Origin of the sequence: Catenovulum agarivorans YM01, assembly GCF_000281085.1 — a bacterium.
Lineage (GTDB): Bacteria > Pseudomonadota > Gammaproteobacteria > Enterobacterales > Alteromonadaceae > Catenovulum > Catenovulum agarivorans.
In genome coordinates this window covers 193,848-210,314 of record NZ_JH767526.1, presented here as the reverse complement: position 1 = coordinate 210,314, position 16,467 = coordinate 193,848, and the positions used below count along the sequence as shown (strand labels likewise).

At 39.7% G+C, this 16,467-nt stretch carries 13 protein-coding genes and 1 pseudogene; 1 reads left to right on the top strand and 13 read right to left on the bottom strand.

The features are described from left to right. The 11 genes and pseudogenes from WSC_RS25260 to dapA form a co-directional block, all read right to left on the bottom strand. Positions 1 to 404: pseudogene (locus tag WSC_RS25260) on the bottom strand (TonB-dependent receptor plug domain-containing protein); the annotation flags it as partial. A 398-nt stretch (positions 405 to 802) separates the two neighbouring features. Further along, positions 803 to 1,987, bottom strand: a complete 1,185-nt coding sequence (gene nspC / locus WSC_RS0109765; protein ID WP_016955735.1) for a carboxynorspermidine decarboxylase — start codon at positions 1,985 to 1,987, stop codon at positions 803 to 805. Between the two features lie 104 nt (positions 1,988 to 2,091). Continuing rightward, the gene (locus tag WSC_RS0109760; RefSeq protein ID WP_016955734.1) at positions 2,092 to 3,300 is read right to left on the bottom strand and encodes a saccharopine dehydrogenase family protein; all 1,209 of its coding nucleotides are present in this window, start codon (positions 3,298 to 3,300) and stop codon (positions 2,092 to 2,094) included. 122 nt (positions 3,301 to 3,422) lie between these two features. Next, positions 3,423 to 4,976 carry a lysine--tRNA ligase gene (gene lysS / locus WSC_RS0109755; RefSeq protein ID WP_016955733.1) on the bottom strand — a complete coding sequence of 518 codons (1,554 nt, stop codon included), beginning with the start codon at positions 4,974 to 4,976 and terminating at the stop codon, positions 3,423 to 3,425. Positions 4,977 to 5,001: 25 nt separating this feature from the next. Further along, positions 5,002 to 6,100 (bottom strand): peptide chain release factor 2 gene (gene prfB, locus WSC_RS0109750; RefSeq protein WP_157447248.1). Its coding sequence is split into 2 segments (ribosomal slippage): positions 5,002 to 6,024 and positions 6,026 to 6,100, totalling 1,098 coding nucleotides; the frame shifts between segments, so codons are not numbered across the junction. Positions 6,101 to 6,203: 103 nt separating this feature from the next. Continuing rightward, positions 6,204 to 7,343, bottom strand: coding sequence for a cupin domain-containing protein (locus WSC_RS0109745; RefSeq protein WP_016955731.1), 1,140 nt, complete (start codon positions 7,341 to 7,343; stop codon positions 6,204 to 6,206). A gap of 54 nt (positions 7,344 to 7,397) precedes the next feature. Next, entirely contained in the window at positions 7,398 to 8,000 is a 603-nt protein-coding gene (locus tag WSC_RS22395; RefSeq protein WP_016955730.1) for an HAD family hydrolase, read from the bottom strand. Then, a complete protein-coding gene (locus tag WSC_RS0109735; RefSeq protein WP_016955729.1) occupies positions 8,000 to 8,863 on the bottom strand; it encodes a nitrate- and nitrite sensing domain-containing protein in 864 nt (287 codons plus the stop codon). The genes WSC_RS22395 and WSC_RS0109735 overlap by 1 nt, the downstream gene beginning before the upstream one ends. 11 nt (positions 8,864 to 8,874) lie before the next feature. Beyond that, positions 8,875 to 10,026: a methyl-accepting chemotaxis protein gene (locus WSC_RS22390; RefSeq protein ID WP_016955728.1), complete on the bottom strand. Its 1,152-nt coding sequence runs from the start codon at positions 10,024 to 10,026 to the stop codon at positions 8,875 to 8,877. 358 nt (positions 10,027 to 10,384) lie between these two features. Continuing rightward, positions 10,385 to 11,470: an outer membrane protein assembly factor BamC gene (gene bamC / locus WSC_RS0109720; RefSeq protein ID WP_016955726.1), complete on the bottom strand. Its 1,086-nt coding sequence runs from the start codon at positions 11,468 to 11,470 to the stop codon at positions 10,385 to 10,387. Next, positions 11,463 to 12,347: a 4-hydroxy-tetrahydrodipicolinate synthase gene (gene dapA / locus WSC_RS0109715; protein WP_016955725.1), complete on the bottom strand. Its 885-nt coding sequence runs from the start codon at positions 12,345 to 12,347 to the stop codon at positions 11,463 to 11,465. Before dapA ends, bamC begins: the two co-directional genes overlap by 8 nt. A 208-nt stretch (positions 12,348 to 12,555) precedes the next feature. On the opposite strand from dapA, the gene bcp reads away from it, so the two are divergent. Continuing rightward, positions 12,556 to 13,032: a thioredoxin-dependent thiol peroxidase gene (gene bcp, locus WSC_RS0109710; protein ID WP_016955724.1), complete on the top strand. Its 477-nt coding sequence runs from the start codon at positions 12,556 to 12,558 to the stop codon at positions 13,030 to 13,032. Positions 13,033 to 13,345: 313 nt separating this feature from the next. Here bcp and WSC_RS0109705 read toward each other — a convergent pair whose 3' ends face one another. Continuing rightward, positions 13,346 to 14,422 carry an AI-2E family transporter gene (locus WSC_RS0109705; RefSeq protein ID WP_016955723.1) on the bottom strand — a complete coding sequence of 359 codons (1,077 nt, stop codon included), beginning with the start codon at positions 14,420 to 14,422 and terminating at the stop codon, positions 13,346 to 13,348. A 24-nt stretch (positions 14,423 to 14,446) separates the two neighbouring features. After that, positions 14,447 to 16,465, bottom strand: a complete 2,019-nt coding sequence (gene uvrB, locus WSC_RS0109700; RefSeq protein ID WP_016955722.1) for an excinuclease ABC subunit UvrB — start codon at positions 16,463 to 16,465, stop codon at positions 14,447 to 14,449. Between the last annotated feature and the right edge of the window lie 2 nt (positions 16,466 to 16,467).

Here is a 16,467-nt window from a genome sequence, read left to right as displayed (position 1 = left end):
TTTTTTTGTTAGCCATAAGAGTCAATTGCACCTGTTACTATGCCCCAGTTATTCGGTAAACCAACACCGTCGATTTGGGTGTTTTTAATTTCATAACCACGTGCTGTGTAGTTAGTTCGGTTGGTTTCCCATTCTTCTACAGCAATACCCGGTGCTAATTTAAGCGCGTCATTAATGCTGTTGGCTGCAAATTTTTGAATTTGTTCTTGCGAAACTACACTAATAGACTGTGGCGTTTCACTAATTTCAAGGCTTAAGCCGGTTGCACCTTGGCTAACACGATTTTGACGCATGCCTACAATTTTAATTTCTTCTACATTTCCATCTGTATCTAACTCTTCCTGAGTAACTTCTTCAGCCATAGTATTTAAAGGATTCAGCGCAAACACAACCGCCGCTGACAAAGGTAGATATTTAAACTTCACAAATAAACTCCAGTGAGAGTAAATTAAATTCAATTGGATAATTGAAAAAACTAGTTACAGAAATATCGCAAGGTCAAATAGTTAAAAACACTACTCCACTTGCAATTGCAGCGGATTATAAGGCAAATGATAATAATTATCATCTTTATTTTTAAATTTACGTTTAATATTTTTTACCTTTATCGCCCAATACTCTCGATAAAAAGTTATTTGTCACCTAATTACTAGATGTTTGTTGTTATCCCGATCTCGGATTAAATAATATTTGCAGCGACGCCGTAGTTGAGGAAAGTCTGTTTGTTAGAAAGCAGGCTGTTATCCCACATAGAAAAAGATGGGATAACAAACTGATAAAGGCATGAAAATGTAGTTTTTAGTTACAAACGGCTCTTAAAATTGTCGTAACCAAACTCTTTGACTATACGCAGCTCATCGGTTTGTGAGTTCCACAAAGCAATACTTGGCAAACCAATGCCATTAAAAGTTGTGGTTTTAACCATAGTGTAATGCGACATATCATCAAACATTAATCGTTGGCCAATTTGCAGCGGCTGCGCAAAAGAATAATCACCCATTACATCGCCGGCTAAACAAGTTTGTCCACCTAACCTATAAGTATGCTCTAGCTCATCTTTTTCGCCAGCGCCGATAATTTCCGCCCTATACGGCATTTCGATGGTATCTGGCATATGGCAAGTGGCAGAGCTATCTAATATAGCTAAGTTCATCGCATTAAAAGTTAAATCCAGTACTTCGCTAACAAGTACACCTGAGTGAATCGCAATAGCTTCGCCCGGCTCTAAATAAACTTGTACATCATATTTAGCTTGGAATGTTTTAATGCGTTCAATTAAACCTTCAACATTATAATCAGGTTTAGATATATGATGGCCACCACCAAAATTAACCCATTTAAGTTTTGGCAAAATATCGGCAAAGTGTTTTTCTACTTGATCTAAGGTACGTGCCAAAGGTTCAAATGCTTGTTCACAAAGGGTGTGAAAATGTATGCCGGTAATGCCTTCGAGCGACTTACCTGCAAACTCTGGATACGGAATACCTAAACGTGAACCTGGTGCACAAGGGTCGTAAATAGGCTCAGCGCCTTCTGAATGTAATGGATTTACCCGTAAACCAAATTCTAGCTCAGGGCGCTGCGCTTTTGCCGCTTGAATAAGCGGTTGAAATCTTTGCCATTGGCCAAACGAGTTAAATACCACATGATCAGAAATTTTTAAAATTTCAGCTAAATCTTGCTCCGTGTAGGCTGCGCTAAAAGTATGCACTTCGCCCTTACCCGCTTTACCTGTGGTGAATTCTTCATGGCCAAGTCGTGCCTCGTGTAGACCACTGGCGCAGGTGCCATGCAAATATTTGCCAACCAAAGGGGCTAAGCTGTACATAGAAAAGGCTTTAAGTGCCAACAAAATTTTTGCGCCAGATTGCTGCTGGACATAATCAAGCACTTTTAAATTATTTTCGACTGCAACTTCGTCAACCACAAAACAAGGTGAAGGTACACGTGAAGCATCAAACTGCAAAAAAGTTTTACTATTTATCATGGATTTCAAACTTTAACAGGGCGACTAACCGCCAATAGGAGAAACAACAAACAAGGTTGACCAACTCAAGGCCACCTTGTTTGTTATGTTTGAGTCAGGTGAATTTAGATTAAATCAAAACCTGGATTTTCAATTACTTGCCATGGCAAGCCGTATTGATTCATATCGTCCATAAATGCGTCTGGATCTAATTGTTCCATATTCCAAACACCGGCTTTTTTCCAATTGCCTTGTAAAATCATTTTCGCGCCAATCATAGCTGGTACACCTGTGGTGTAAGAAATAGCTTGAGATTGAACTTCACCATAACAGTCTTGGTGGTCTTTAACATTGTATAAATAAACGGTTTTCTCTTTGCCGTCTTTAATACCTGTTACCACACAACCTATACAGGTTTTACCTTTAGTACGCGGGCCTAAAGTTGAAGGGTCTGGTAATAATGCTTTTAAGAATTGAATTGGCACAATTTGTTGGCCTTGGAATTCAATTGGCTCAATACCTGTCATACCTACATTACCTAACACTTCTAAGTGTTTTAGATAACTCTCACCAAAACTCATCCAGAATTGCGCGCGTTTAAGCGTTGGGAAATGTTTGGTCAATGACTCTAATTCTTCATGGTACATGCGGTAAATGTTATAAGTACCTACTTCATCAGGACAGGTAAAAGTTTGTTTGCACGACATAGCTGGCGTGGTAACAAACTGGCCATCTTCCCAGTGGCGACACTCTGCGGTCACTTCACGAATATTAATTTCTGGGTTGAAGTTAGTCGCAAATGGATAACCGTGATCACCACCGTTTACATCAATAATGTCTAACGTGTGAATTTCATCAAAATAATGTTTAGCCAAATACGCGGTAAACATATTGGTTGCGCCCGGATCAAAGCCCGAACCTAATAATGCAGTTAGGCCTGCTTTTTCAAATTTTTCTTGGTATGCCCACTGCCATTTGTATTCAAATTTTGCAGTATCTAATGGCTCGTAGTTCGCTGTGTCCATGTAGTGAACACCGGCTTCTAAACACGCATCCATAATAGTTAAATCTTGATATGGCAATGCGACGTTTATCACTAACTCAGGTTTTATTTTATTTAATAGCTCCACTAATTCAGGAACATTGTCTGCATCCACTTGCGCAGTTGCTATGTCACGATTTAATGTTTGTTTGATTTTTTGGGCGATGTCGATGCACTTAGCTTCCGTTCTGCTAGCCAAGGTAATTTCGGTAAAGACCTCAGGTAATTGTGCACATTTAAATGCAACAACCTGACCGACACCGCCAGCGCCAATAATAACAACTTTACTCATGATAACTCTCTCATTAAAACTCTTTTAAATTCGCACAGTTAACTACTAAGCTTAACCAAGAATCTAAAGATTACAACTCACAATCAAAAAGCCCGCAGTTAAGCGGGCTTTGTCGGCTTAACTTATTCTGCTGCTCCCAGCGGGCGCATATGCGGGAATAAAATTACATCTTTAATGGTTGAACAATCGGCAAACAACATCACCAAACGGTCAATACCTATGCCCTCACCAGCTGTTGGTGGTAAACCATATTCAAGCGCAGTAATGTAGTCAGCATCGTAGTGCATTGCTTCTTCATCACCTGCATCTTTTTCTTCAACTTGTTTGCGGAAACGCGCTGCTTGGTCTTCAGCGTCATTTAACTCTGAGAAACCATTAGCTAACTCGCGGCCACCAACAAAAAATTCGAATCTGTCAGTTACAAATGGGTTGTTATCGTTACGGCGCGCCAGAGGTGATACTTCCCACGGATATTCAGTGATAAAAGTAGGCTGCATTAATTGGTGTTCAGCCACTTCTTCAAATATTTCACACAAATATTTACCTGGACCCCAAATACCATCTTGCTCAGGCTCTTTAATATGCAACTGTTTAGCAATTGCTTTTAAGCCTTCCAAGTTATCTTGTGGATTGTTAATAACATCTGCGTCTAATTCTGGTGCATACTTCAAAATAGCCGCCGACATAGATAAACGCGCGAACGGTTTACCAAAGTCGTATTCAATGCTTTCAACCACTTCACCATCATCGTTGCGTTTAGTATTGGTCACTATGCTAGTGCCTAATACATCTTCCGCTAAGGTGCGTAACATGTCTTCGGTTAAGTCCATTAAGTCATTGTAATCTGCATACGCTTGGTAGAATTCAATCATAGTGAATTCTGGGTTGTGGCGGGTACTTAAACCTTCATTTCGGAAGTTGCGGTTAATTTCAAATACACGCTCAAAACCACCCACCACTAAACGTTTTAAATAAAGCTCAGGGGCAATACGTAAAAACATTTCAATGTCCAACGCGTTATGGTGGGTAACAAATGGTTTAGCCGATGCACCACCTGGAATGGTTTGCAACATAGGTGTTTCAACTTCCATAAAACGACGAGAAGTTAGATAGTTGCGAATTCCACTGATAATTTGTGAACGAATTTGGAAAACATCACGTGTATGTTCATTGATAATTAAATCAACATAACGCTGACGGTATTTGGTTTCTTGATCAGCAAGGCCGTGATATTTTTCCGGCAATGGGCGCAATGATTTAGTTAATAAAACATAGCTGCTCATATGCACGTACAAGTCGCCTTTACCTGACATGCTGACTGGGCCACTAACACCAATAATGTCACCAATATCAATGTTGCCGTATTTTTCTTTTAACTCTTTTTGCACTTGTTTATCTGCATATGCTTGAATGCGACCTGACATGTCTTGCAACAACATAAAAGGACCACGTTTAGCCATAACACGGCCAGCCACTGCAACTTGATTGTCTTCTTCTTGTAAAGTTGCTTTATCTTTGTCGCCATGCGCTTTTTGTAAGTCACCCGCATAATGTGAACGCTCAAAATCGTTCGGATGACCATTTGCAGGACAAGTTTCACGAATTGCCGCTAGTTTAGCTTTACGCTCGGCAATCAATTTATTTTCTTCTTGATTAGCTAAATTCTGTTCAGACATTTTAATATTCCTGACTCAATAAGGGTTACAGACCGGCTTTAAGCGCAGCTTGAATAAATGGGTCTAAGTTGCCGTCTAATACCGATTGTGTATTGCGGTTTTCAACCCCTGTTCGTAAATCTTTAATACGTGCATCATCTAATACATACGAGCGAATTTGACTGCCCCAACCTATATCAGACTTACCGTCTTCCATCGCTTGTTTTTCAGCATTTTGTTTTTGTAACTCAAGCTCATACAATTTTGCTTTTAACTGCTTCATCGCTTGGTCTTTATTTTTATGCTGCGAACGATCGTTTTGACATTGCACTACAGTATTGGTTGGTAAATGGGTAATACGCACCGCAGAATCGGTTCGGTTAACGTGCTGACCACCCGCGCCTGATGCGCGATAAGTGTCTATACGTAAATCAGCCGGATTTATATCAATTTCAATATCATCATCTACTTCAGGATAAACAAACGCTGATGCAAATGAGGTATGACGGCGATTTCCCGAATCAAATGGTGATTTGCGAACTAAACGATGTACACCTGTTTCTGTGCGTAGCCAACCAAATGCATATTCACCAGCAATACGAATGGTTGCTGATTTTAAACCGGCAACTTCACCTTCAGATACTTCGATTAGTTCTGCTTTAAAACCATGTGCTTCTGCCCAACGCAAATACATACGCAATAACATGCTGCACCAGTCTTGCGCTTCTGTACCACCGGAGCCTGACTGTAAATCGATATAACAATCGCTCGCATCTTGCGGGCCACTGAACATACGGCGAAACTCTAAGGTTTCAATTTTTTGTTCAAGCTCGGCAAGTTCTTGTTGCGCTTCATTAAAGGTTTCTTCGTCTTCGGCTTCAACCGCAAGCTCTAATAAACCATCAACATCCTCTAACCCTTGAGTTAGGTCATCTATGGTTTTAACAATGGCTTCTAAGTTTGAGCGTTCTTTACCTAAAGCTTGGGCTTTTTCTGGATCGTTCCAAACAGCTGGGTCTTCTAGCTCGCGGCTAACTTCTTCTAATTGTTCTGCTTTTTGTTCGTAGTCAAAGATACCCCCTAAGCAGCTCTGTACGCTCTGCTATATCTTTGATTTTGTTTTGAACTGGATTAATTTCAAACATCAATTTGTCCACAATGGCAGGGTGAAAATTTAAGCCGCGAATTGTAGCGAAATTTCACCCGTTTGAATAGTTTTAGTCGGATTATTCCTAACTTGTTTGCAAGTTATTCTTCACCATCTTCATACGGGTATATATAGCCCTCATTAACCAAAGCACTAAACAATGCAAGATTGTCGTTTTGCTGCAAATATTCAGTTAATTGATCAGCTGAATAGAGCAAATTATCCGAAATAAAGCGGACAAACTCAGCTTGGCAACTTTGGCTATCGACCCACTCACCATTAACAAATAAGCCATTATCTAAAGTTAATATTCGCAAACCACCAGCACGCAACCAAGCTTCAATTTGCTGATTGATTTCAACCACATCATCTTCGGCAAAACTCGGTTCAGGTACTTGAATATCCACCTCGTGTTTAGCTTGAGTTAAATAACCACCTAACCATTTATTCACTTGTTGTGGTTGATTCAAGGTTTGTTTTACCAATTCAATTAACTTGGCAGCTTCGCTTGATGTGACATCACCAGCAAGCTGAGTTGGCTGCAAGTCTGGATCTTGATATCTATGCTGGAAACACTCTTCTTGCAAGGCAAAATCAGCAAATGAGGATAAAAGGTCTTGCTGATTAGGCGCGCGAAAACCAACTGAATAATTCAGCGCTGGTTCAACTGCATAACCTTCATGTGGACAGCCAGGTGGAATGTATAATACATCCCCCGGCTCGAGTACTTCGTCAATACAAGGCGCAAAACCTGTTACTTGCAATAAGTCTGGATGGGGTACGCTTGATTGTAACGGCTGCTGTTCACCGACTTTCCAATGGCGTTTGCCCATACCTTGAATAATAAATACGTCGTATTGGTCAACGTGTGCACCTACGCCGCCATCAGGGGTAGAAAAACTGATCATTAAATCGTCAATGCGCCAATTCGGAATAAATCTAAATGGTTCTAACAATTGTGCGCTTTGCAAATGCCAATGGTCGACAGCTTGCACTAACAAGGTCCAATTGTTTTCACCGAATTGCTCGAAGCTGTCAAACGGCCCATGTTCAACATGCCAAGCTTGTTTTTGTCTTTGCACAACTCGGCTTTCAATTTCACTTTCTTGGGCAAGGCCAGCTAATTCATCAGGCTCAATTGGGTCGATAAAGTCTTTAAACAACCCCTTGAGTAAGATAGGTTTTTTCTGCCAGTAGGTTGTAAGAAAAGATTGTGGATCAAATTGTTTAAACTGGTACATATCACGGCCATAGTGCAGGTTGGAGAATGGCCATGAGTATAACGCAAATTATGCTTAGATGATTTTTAGTTGCTGAAATAAATCAAGCAAAGCTTGATGACCAACAGTACGGTATGCGTCGATGCCAAGCGCTTTTGCTGTATCCACATTCACTTGATTATCATCTATAAACAAAACTTGTTCAGCTGGCACGTTTAAATCATCCAGCATCTTTTGATAAATTTCTCTATCAGGTTTTACACAGCCCATTTCAAACGAGACATAATGTTTATCTAACGGGTTTAAAATACCAGTCGCAACAATTTCAGGCCAATGCATCAGGTTAGTATTGGTTAAACAGGCTAATTGGTAATCAGCTTTGAGCTGTTCAAGCAAAGCGAGTCGCCCGGGAAAAATGCCTTTTATCCAATAACGGTATGATTGCTCAAACGTCGCGTAGTCAATCGGTAGTTTAAAGTGGCTTAACACACTCTTGACGAATTCTACTTCGGTAATTTCGCCGGATTCGAATTGTTTAACCGCTGGGCAATGCAACCATAGATACCAAAAATCGGCTAGCTCTATTTTATTATCTAACCAGCCGAGAATGTCTTCAACCCCGGATATATCAAGTAGCACACCACCGAGATCAAAAACAATTACTTTATACTTTTGCATTATTTCTTAACTAAAAAACTTTCTAATTCTTCAAGTTTAAAGTCAAAAATTTGGTTAAGCGAATTAATTGCTTCAGTTGCTAACGAAAAGTAGTTTTTAGCATCCAATTGAATTTGTTCACATTCAACCAACTCATGTTCAATAACAGAGCATAAATAACGGGTTTGTTTACTCGCATGCTCAATTAACGACATGAGTTTTTGTCTATTGTCTGCACTTTGGTTCTCTTTCAACTGTGCATAAGTCACTTCAGCTGTTTCGGTAATTTTTTGGCGTAAAAAACCTAAACGAATTTTTTCTACTCGACTACATACTTTAACTGTTGCGACGCCTGTTCCCAAAGCTCGCGATTGACCAACACACTCACTCACTTGCAATAACTCACGCCACAACAAACTAATTTCCGGAAACTCCCCCAATTGTTCTTTGGTTAAAAAGTGACTTTCCGCAATATCTTCTAACAAATACAACATATTACCTATTAATTGGGTATGCTGCTTAAAACTGTTATCTGCAGTTAAGCCGGTGGCGCTGGCCGACAAGCGTTTCCAATGTTCTGAATACCCAAACCAACGCTCGAATTTTTTAATACTAAATTGGTTTTCAATTGCTAAAGAAGTTTGTGCAATCTTGCGTTGCAATTGCTGAATATCACCTATTACCGATTTATCACCGCGTAAATATGCGCTGCACCAACCTCTATGCTGCTGAATATTAGTGATTAGTTGTTTAACTTGAATAATTGTACCAACACCTTCGACCTGTAATTTTCGTACTTTGCGCTTTTGTCTAATCACAAAATAGATCAACAGCGCGACAACAAACAAACCAATTATTATGGGTAAAATTTGATGAAAAGCCATTTGTTCGATCCTTATACTTTAACTACAGATTGGGTTAGATTTTTTAAATGTTCAGCAACTTTTGCGGCTTGTTCGGCAACTCGCGAATTATCGTGGGCACCTTCCACTACCAGTTCCACATGTTGCGAAATTTCTTGCGTAGCCATGTTTTGTTGTTCAGCATTGGCTGAAATAATGTGAATTTGGTCTTGCACACTTAAGGTTTGTTTACCAATTTGCTCTAGCACCTCATCTGTCTCTTCGGCTGTATATAAACAATTAGAACTCGCTTCTACAACTTGGGTCATTTTATCTGTCACTTGATGACTTTGTTCACGGACTAAATTCACATTGCTAATGATGTTGTTGGCCGCTTCACTACTGCGTTGCGCTAACGCTCTAACTTCTTCAGCAACCACGGCAAAACCTCGACCAAAATCGCCAGCACGAGCAGCTTCAATTGACGCATTCAGTGCCAATAAATTCGTTTGTGCTGAAATATCTTGAATGGATTGCGACATAACCGCTACTTTTTCGGCAAGGTCGTCTAGTGAGCTCATTTGCCCTTGAGTTTGTTCAGCTTGAAGTTTAACGGTCTGAATTTCCGACTTTAAGTTTTTTACGCAATTTTTGCCGTGCTCAGTGATTGTTTGTGCCTCTTTAGAACTTTCGAGCACACGATTCACCTTGTCGACGACTTCAGCTAAAGATTGACTCATTTCTAAGATGGCAGCTGCGGTCGAGGTGGTTGAGTCGGATTGTTTTTTAACATTGGCTGAAACTTGATGGGCTGACTCAATAACTTGCACTGATGAATGTTCAACTTCACTCATGCGCTCTGACAAGTTAACCTTGATTCGAGTTAACTCACGCAACATATCCACTAACCTATCGATTGGCGTGCCCAATGCAACAGTTTGTAATTCAAGTTTGCGATAATCAAACCCGTCAGCATGGCTCGATTTAAGTTTAACTTCTAGCTCTTTAAGCTCACTCAGTATCGCTATCAATAAACTTGCAAAAAAATATGCCGACATAAATGCAAAAACAGCGAATGCTGCTTTAGGCATCCAAATATAGCCGGTTAAAGTAAAAATTAATAAAAACCAATAGATCCAAGCCGTTTTACGAATACCTATATTTTTAATCATAAAACATGCGGGCTGCGCCATTACAGATTTCATACACTACCTCTCAGTGTTAACGAATGATTAGTAGCAATTAAAATGCCAAATTATAAATTGTCTCGTTTTAGTGCGTTATTAGCCGAAGTTGTTAAAAAACAAGGGGCAATTTTGCCAATTAGCAATAATAAAATTTACAAAATCTCAAAACACACTTAAAGTTTAGCTTTCCAAAGGTCTTAATAACTAAACACAATGCACCTAAAGGATGCAAAACAACCCAAAGTTGAAGTTACCCCTTATAGTGCCGAATTAATTGGATATTAATGGTAGGTATAAATTTATTGAGAAATAAAAGCTTTCGTATGCAAGTCTGCATTGCACCACAAACAATTAAACTTGTGGTGCAATTAAAAAGTTACTCTAAGTCTTCACCTAAACGTTGTTGTAAATTAGGTAAAACTTTTTCCAATTGAGTTTGGGAAATTGAAGTTAAGGTTAAATCATTAAAGACCACGTAGGTTTTGTCACCGTCTTTAATTAATTCAATCACATAATCGCCTTTCTCTAAACCGAGTAACCCTTCATCTTTACCAAATAAGCCAGACCAAAAACCTGAGTTGTCGCGGCGTACTTTAGCATGCACACGCCCTTGGATTTTATTTACGTCCGTCATCAAGAGTCCAAAAAAGTCTAATGCTTCAATGGTTCTGATCCAAGCATGTTCGTAACCAGCATTAACTAATATCGCAGGGTCACCATTTGGTGCTTGTTCAATTGAAACTTCAACCCCTTTTACATACTGAGTACGGCGATTTTCTGCATCTAATCTAAGTCTGTATTCGAAGTGACCTGCAATTGAGTTTAACGTGTCTGTTGCCAACGACACATCATCCAACATAAAAAATTGCGTTTCTTCTTGGTCGAGCAAAGACTCGCGCGCAATTAGCTCAACAGTTAACGAGCCAGAACGACCATGAGGTTTCATTTTTACCCAGAAACGATACTTTTGTTTTTCGATGTCAAAGGTATTTTTCCAAAATCCCCAGCCACTCTCTCGGCTGACGATTAACCATTCAGATTCAGCTACACCTTCTGTTTTGTCTTGTTTAGCAAACGATATGCCTTGTTTGTCTAAATAACCTGATATGGCATTCCAGATAGCATTTTCTAGATTATCAATTTGCTCACTTTGTTCAAACCAGATGGTAGTTCGAGGATCGGCATCATCAATATGGCTCGCGGTGACAATAGGGGCAATTAATCTAGGCGGAAAAATTTCAACAGCTTCGCCAGTTTTTCCATTTAAATTACGTTGATGATCTATCTCAAATTGCGAAGTGACCGCTGGTGCAAGTTTATCCGCTGGAATTTTTAATGTTTGGTTCGGTTGAGCTTGCTCGTAAGCAAAACTTCCATCTGCTTTGTTTGGTTTGCCCGCGCATGCAGCTAACAAAATAGCTAACACGCTCGGTATAATCCATTGACAGCTTTTATTAATCATTTAGAAAACCTGATTGGCGTAAAGCTTGTTCGATTACTTTTTGTGAATTTGGTTCAGGTGGAAGCAAAGGTAATCTAAATACACAGTGTTCAATTTTATGCATTCTATACATTGCCCACTTTACTGGCACAGGGTTCGACTCAACAAACAAGTCACGATGTAGTACTTGTAAATTATCGTCAATCTCTTTTGCTTCAGCAAACTTACCTTCTGCAGATAAGTTACAAATCTGTGCTAGTTCTGCCGGTGCAACATTAGCTGTTACCGAAATAACCCCATGTCCGCCCGCACGCAAAAATTCTAAAGAAGTAGCGTCGTCACCACTTAACAAACTAAAGTCATCGGCAACTAGCGCTTTTATTTCTTTGATGCGTTCAATACTGCCCGTCGCTTCTTTAATACCTATGATTTTTGGGTGCTTAGCTAAATGCGCGACAGCAGGTGGCAATAAGTCAACGGCACAGCGTCCAGGGACGTTATATAAAATTTGTGGAATTTCACTGCAATTTGCAATCGCTTCAAAGTGAGCAATTAAACCTTTTTGTGACGGTTTATTATAGTAAGGCGTTACATTCAAGAAAGCATCTATTCCTGAATTTGCCATTAACTTAGTCAGTTCGATTGCTTCTGAGGTTGAATTTGCGCCATTGCCAGCAATAACTTTGATACGACCCGCAGCTTTTTTAACAACAGTTTCAACAACCTTTACATGCTCATCTACTGGCAAGGTTGCAGATTCACCAGTCGTTCCAACTGCAACAACACCATGGCTGCCAGCATTTACGTGAAACTCTACTAACTGTTCTAAACTTTGATAATCCACCGTGCCATCTTCGTGCATTGGTGTAATTAACGCGACAATACTTCCTCGGATCATTTAATGCCCCCATAAAATCAAGCGCACTATGGTAATGGCGAGAGCGCAGAAAGACAATAATTAACCTGCATTTTGAAAAGATTAATTCTAAAAATTAGTCGCCTGCACATGAAAAGCGGTTATTTTTCATGCAAACGACTGCTAGCATTGAACCAACACGTGCAAATTACGGTAGAATTAGTTTACCCAATTTAAGGAATATTAAGATATGCAATATTTAGCCGAAGGCAGCCAAGCACCAGATTTTACTTTATTAAATCAAAACGAAAGCTCTGTCAGTTTGAGCGAAACGTTAAAAAGCCACCAAGTTTTAGTTTATTTTTATCCAAAAGCACTGACTCCTGGTTGTACAACTCAAGCTTGTTCTCTACGTGACACTAAAGCTGAATTATTAGAGCAACACAACACAGTTGTTTTTGGTTTAAGCCCTGATGAGCCAAAAAAATTGGCGCGCTTTCAAGAGAAACACGATTTAAACTTCGATTTATTGTCAGATTTAGACCATAAAGTTGCCGATGGTTTTGGTGTATGGGGCTTAAAAAAGTTTATGGGCAAAGAATATGATGGTATTCACCGCATCAGCTTTTTGGTTAACCAACAAGGTGTCGTCGAAAAAGTTTTTGATAAGTTCAAAACTAAAGACCACCACCAAGTGGTTTTAGACTATTTAAACGCTAAGGCTTAACCGTCAATTTAGTCTCAAGCTTTGTGGTTAGGGCTTTAAACAGCCCTAGAGCTAAATCAATATAAATAGCGATAATCAGCTGGAGATAAAAGCCATTTAGGCAAGGCAAGTTGGCACAGGCATAGTGGGTCTATGCCAAGCCAACTTAACGCAGAATAAATGGCTTTTAGCCCAGCCTTTCAGGAGCCTCACAGACAGCCCACTTCTATGTTGTATCATTTTGAAAGGTACCTACATTCCTGCAATGATACGCCTTAAATTGAACTGTCTGTGATGGCTCTGATACTCGCAATTTATATTGATTTAGCTCTAATCATACTTTGTTTAATATCTCTTCCGGTTCATCAACTCTTGGCCAAGCATTTACCACAGCTTTCACTAAAGTCGCTAAAGGAATGGCAAAAAATACCCCCCAAAAACCCCAAATGCCACCAAAAAACAATACGGCAATAATAATAAACACTGGATGGAGATTGACTGCTTGTGAAAATAACACTGGTACAATGACATTACCGTCAATTGCTTGAATAACAGCGTACACTATCATTACATACCAAAATTCAGGTGATACACCAAATTGGAACAAAGCCACTACTGCGACAGGAATGGTAATAACTGCAGCCCCTATATACGGAATCAATACAGATAAACCAACCCCCACGCCCAACAAAACGGCGTACCTTAGGTCCAACAATAAAAAAGCGATAACCGACACTGTGCCAACAATTATAATTTCAATTACTTTACCTTGGATATAATTACCAATTTGTTGATTCATTTCTGCCCAAACTGTTATCGCCAAACGACGTCGACGAGGTAAAATAACTCGCATTTGTCTTAATAGTTTGTCTTTGTCTAACAGCATAAATAGCACTAATAAAGGTACTAACACCAAATACACCAGCAGTGCAACTAAGGTCACTAATGAGTTTAGGGAGGCTGTAACTAAACCTTTGCCAGTATCAACCAATTGTTGTTTTAACGAATCAACAATATTTTTAATTTGTTCAGCATTGATATAACCCTGATAGTCGGGCGGTAAGTTTAATAAGTAGTCTTGACCTTTTTGTAAAATGATTGGAATTTCACTGATTAAATTGCTCATCTGTTGCCAAATGTGCGGGGTTAAGCCAATTAGTAGCGTAAACACAATACAACTAAAGACAATCAATACACCTGCAACTGAAATACTGCGACGCACGCCTATTTTTACCAGTTGACTAACTGGCCACTCAAGTAAATAAGCAATCACAAGTGCGACTATAGCAGGCGCGAGTATGTCGCCTAAATACAATACAACCGCAAACAAAAACAACAGTATAAAAACTAAAGTGACCGCATCTGGGTCGGAAAATCTATTGTTGTACCACTGTTTTAATAAATCGAACATATAGCTTCCCTGAATGGAAAATAATTACATAGTTAATAATTGAGCTTGCAGATCTTGAATTTGGTCACGCAGTTTTGCGGCCTTTTCAAACTCTAAATTACGTGCACATTCGAACATTTGCCCTTCTAATGCTTTAACTTGTTTAGTGAGTCCTTCAACTGATTTAGCTGTGTATTGGGCTTTTTTGTCACTAACTTTTCTTAACTTCACTTGATTTGCTGAGCTTGGTTCATCATCATAACCGAGATCCATCACATCAGTGATTTTTTTGTTTAGCGCTTTAGGTGTAATGCCATGCTTAACATTATAAGCTTGTTGTTTTTCGCGGCGTCTATCCGTTTCGTCTATCGCTTTACGCATAGATTTAGTAATAGAATCAGCGTATAAAATTGCTTTACCATTTAAGTTTCGTGCCGCACGACCAATTGTTTGAATCAGTGAACGTTCTGAGCGTAAAAACCCTTCTTTGTCTGCGTCTAATATTGCAACCAACGACACTTCAGGCATGTCCAAACCTTCACGCAATAAGTTAATGCCAACCAAAACATCAAACTTGCCTAAACGTAAGTCTCGAATAATTTCCATGCGCTCAACCGTATCAATATCTGAATGTAGATAACGCACTTTAATATCGTGATCGTTTAAATAATCAGTTAAATCTTCAGCCATGCGTTTGGTTAAGGTTGTACACAATACGCGCTCACCAATAGCGATGCGCTTTCGTGCTTCTGACATCAAGTCATCTACTTGAGTACCAACTGGCCGCACCTCAATTTCCGGATCAATTAAACCGGTTGGGCGCACAACTTGCTCTGCTATGTCACCTTGAGATTTTTCAATTTCATAAGCACTCGGCGTTGCTGAAACATAAATAGTTTGCGGCGCTAATTGCTCAAACTCTTCAAATTTTAACGGTCGATTATCTAATGCAGATGGCAATCTAAAACCATATTGCACAAGGTTTTCTTTACGCGCCCTATCACCTTTATACATAGCACCTAATTGTGGCACTGTTACATGTGACTCGTCGATTATCATAATGCCGTCATCCGGCAGATAATCAATCAAAGTTGGTGGTGGCTCGCCCTCAGCCCGACCTGACAAATATCTTGAGTAATTTTCAATACCTGAGCAATAACCCAGTTCTTGCATCATTTCTAAGTCGTATTGGGTGCGTTGGCTGAGCCTTTGTTCTTCAACTAATTTGTTGTTGTCTCTAAATTGCGTTAAACGCTCTTTTAATTCAACTTTTATTCTATCTATCGCGCCTAATATCTGTTCTCTTGGCGTAACATAGTGTGTTTTTGGATAAACGGTTGTGCGTGCAAGATTACGTGAAACTTCACCAGTTAATGGGTCAAATACACTGATGCGTTCTATTTCTTCATCAAATAATTCAACTCGGATAGCATCACGCTCTGAATCCGCTGGAAAAATATCAATTACATCCCCCCGAACTCTATAAGTACCACGCTGAAAATCAATGTCATTGCGGGTGTACTGCATTTCGGCTAAACGCCTAAGTATGCCCCTTTGCTCAATGATGTCTCCTTGGCGCAAATGCAATAGCATCTGCATATAGGATTGTGGATCGCCCAAACCATAAATGGCTGAAACCGACGCGACGATTATAACGTCACGACGTTCCATTAGGGCTTTAGTCGCTGACAAACGCATTTGTTCTATATGGTCGTTTATCGAAGCATCTTTTTCAATAAAGGTATCAGTCGAGGGGACATAAGCTTCTGGCTGATAATAGTCGTAATAAGAAACAAAATACTCAACCGCATTATTTGGAAAAAAAGCTTTCATTTCACCATATAATTGCGCGGCTAAAGTTTTATTGGGTGCAAGCATAATCACAGGTCGGCCAAGCTCAGCAATCACATTCGCCATAGTAAAAGTTTTACCTGAGCCTGTTACCCCAAGCAAGGTTTGATGCGCTAAACCACAGTCTAACCCCTCTACCAACTTTGCAATTGCAGTGGGTTGATCACCGCTGGCGACATAGTCTGAAACCAGTTCAAAGGTTTTGTTTGACATAA

What these genes read in the sequence shown, in the direction of transcription:
- WSC_RS22390 (WP_016955728.1), bottom strand. Translation starts at nt 10,026, where the DNA reads ATGAAATCTGTAATGGCGCAGCCCGCATGTTTTATGATTAAAAATATA.
- bcp (WP_016955724.1), top strand. Translation starts at nt 12,556, where the DNA reads ATGCAATATTTAGCCGAAGGCAGCCAAGCACCAGATTTTACTTTATTA.
- WSC_RS0109705 (WP_016955723.1), bottom strand. Translation starts at nt 14,422, where the DNA reads ATGTTCGATTTATTAAAACAGTGGTACAACAATAGATTTTCCGACCCA.
- lysS (WP_016955733.1), bottom strand. Translation starts at nt 4,976, where the DNA reads ATGTCTGAACAGAATTTAGCTAATCAAGAAGAAAATAAATTGATTGCC.
- dapA (WP_016955725.1), bottom strand. Translation starts at nt 12,347, where the DNA reads ATGATCCGAGGAAGTATTGTCGCGTTAATTACACCAATGCACGAAGAT.
- bamC (WP_016955726.1), bottom strand. Translation starts at nt 11,470, where the DNA reads ATGATTAATAAAAGCTGTCAATGGATTATACCGAGCGTGTTAGCTATT.
- WSC_RS22395 (WP_016955730.1), bottom strand. Translation starts at nt 8,000, where the DNA reads ATGCAAAAGTATAAAGTAATTGTTTTTGATCTCGGTGGTGTGCTACTT.
- uvrB (WP_016955722.1), bottom strand. Translation starts at nt 16,465, where the DNA reads ATGTCAAACAAAACCTTTGAACTGGTTTCAGACTATGTCGCCAGCGGT.
- WSC_RS0109745 (WP_016955731.1), bottom strand. Translation starts at nt 7,343, where the DNA reads ATGTACCAGTTTAAACAATTTGATCCACAATCTTTTCTTACAACCTAC.
- WSC_RS0109760 (WP_016955734.1), bottom strand. Translation starts at nt 3,300, where the DNA reads ATGAGTAAAGTTGTTATTATTGGCGCTGGCGGTGTCGGTCAGGTTGTT.
- nspC (WP_016955735.1), bottom strand. Translation starts at nt 1,987, where the DNA reads ATGATAAATAGTAAAACTTTTTTGCAGTTTGATGCTTCACGTGTACCT.
- WSC_RS0109735 (WP_016955729.1), bottom strand. Translation starts at nt 8,863, where the DNA reads ATGGCTTTTCATCAAATTTTACCCATAATAATTGGTTTGTTTGTTGTC.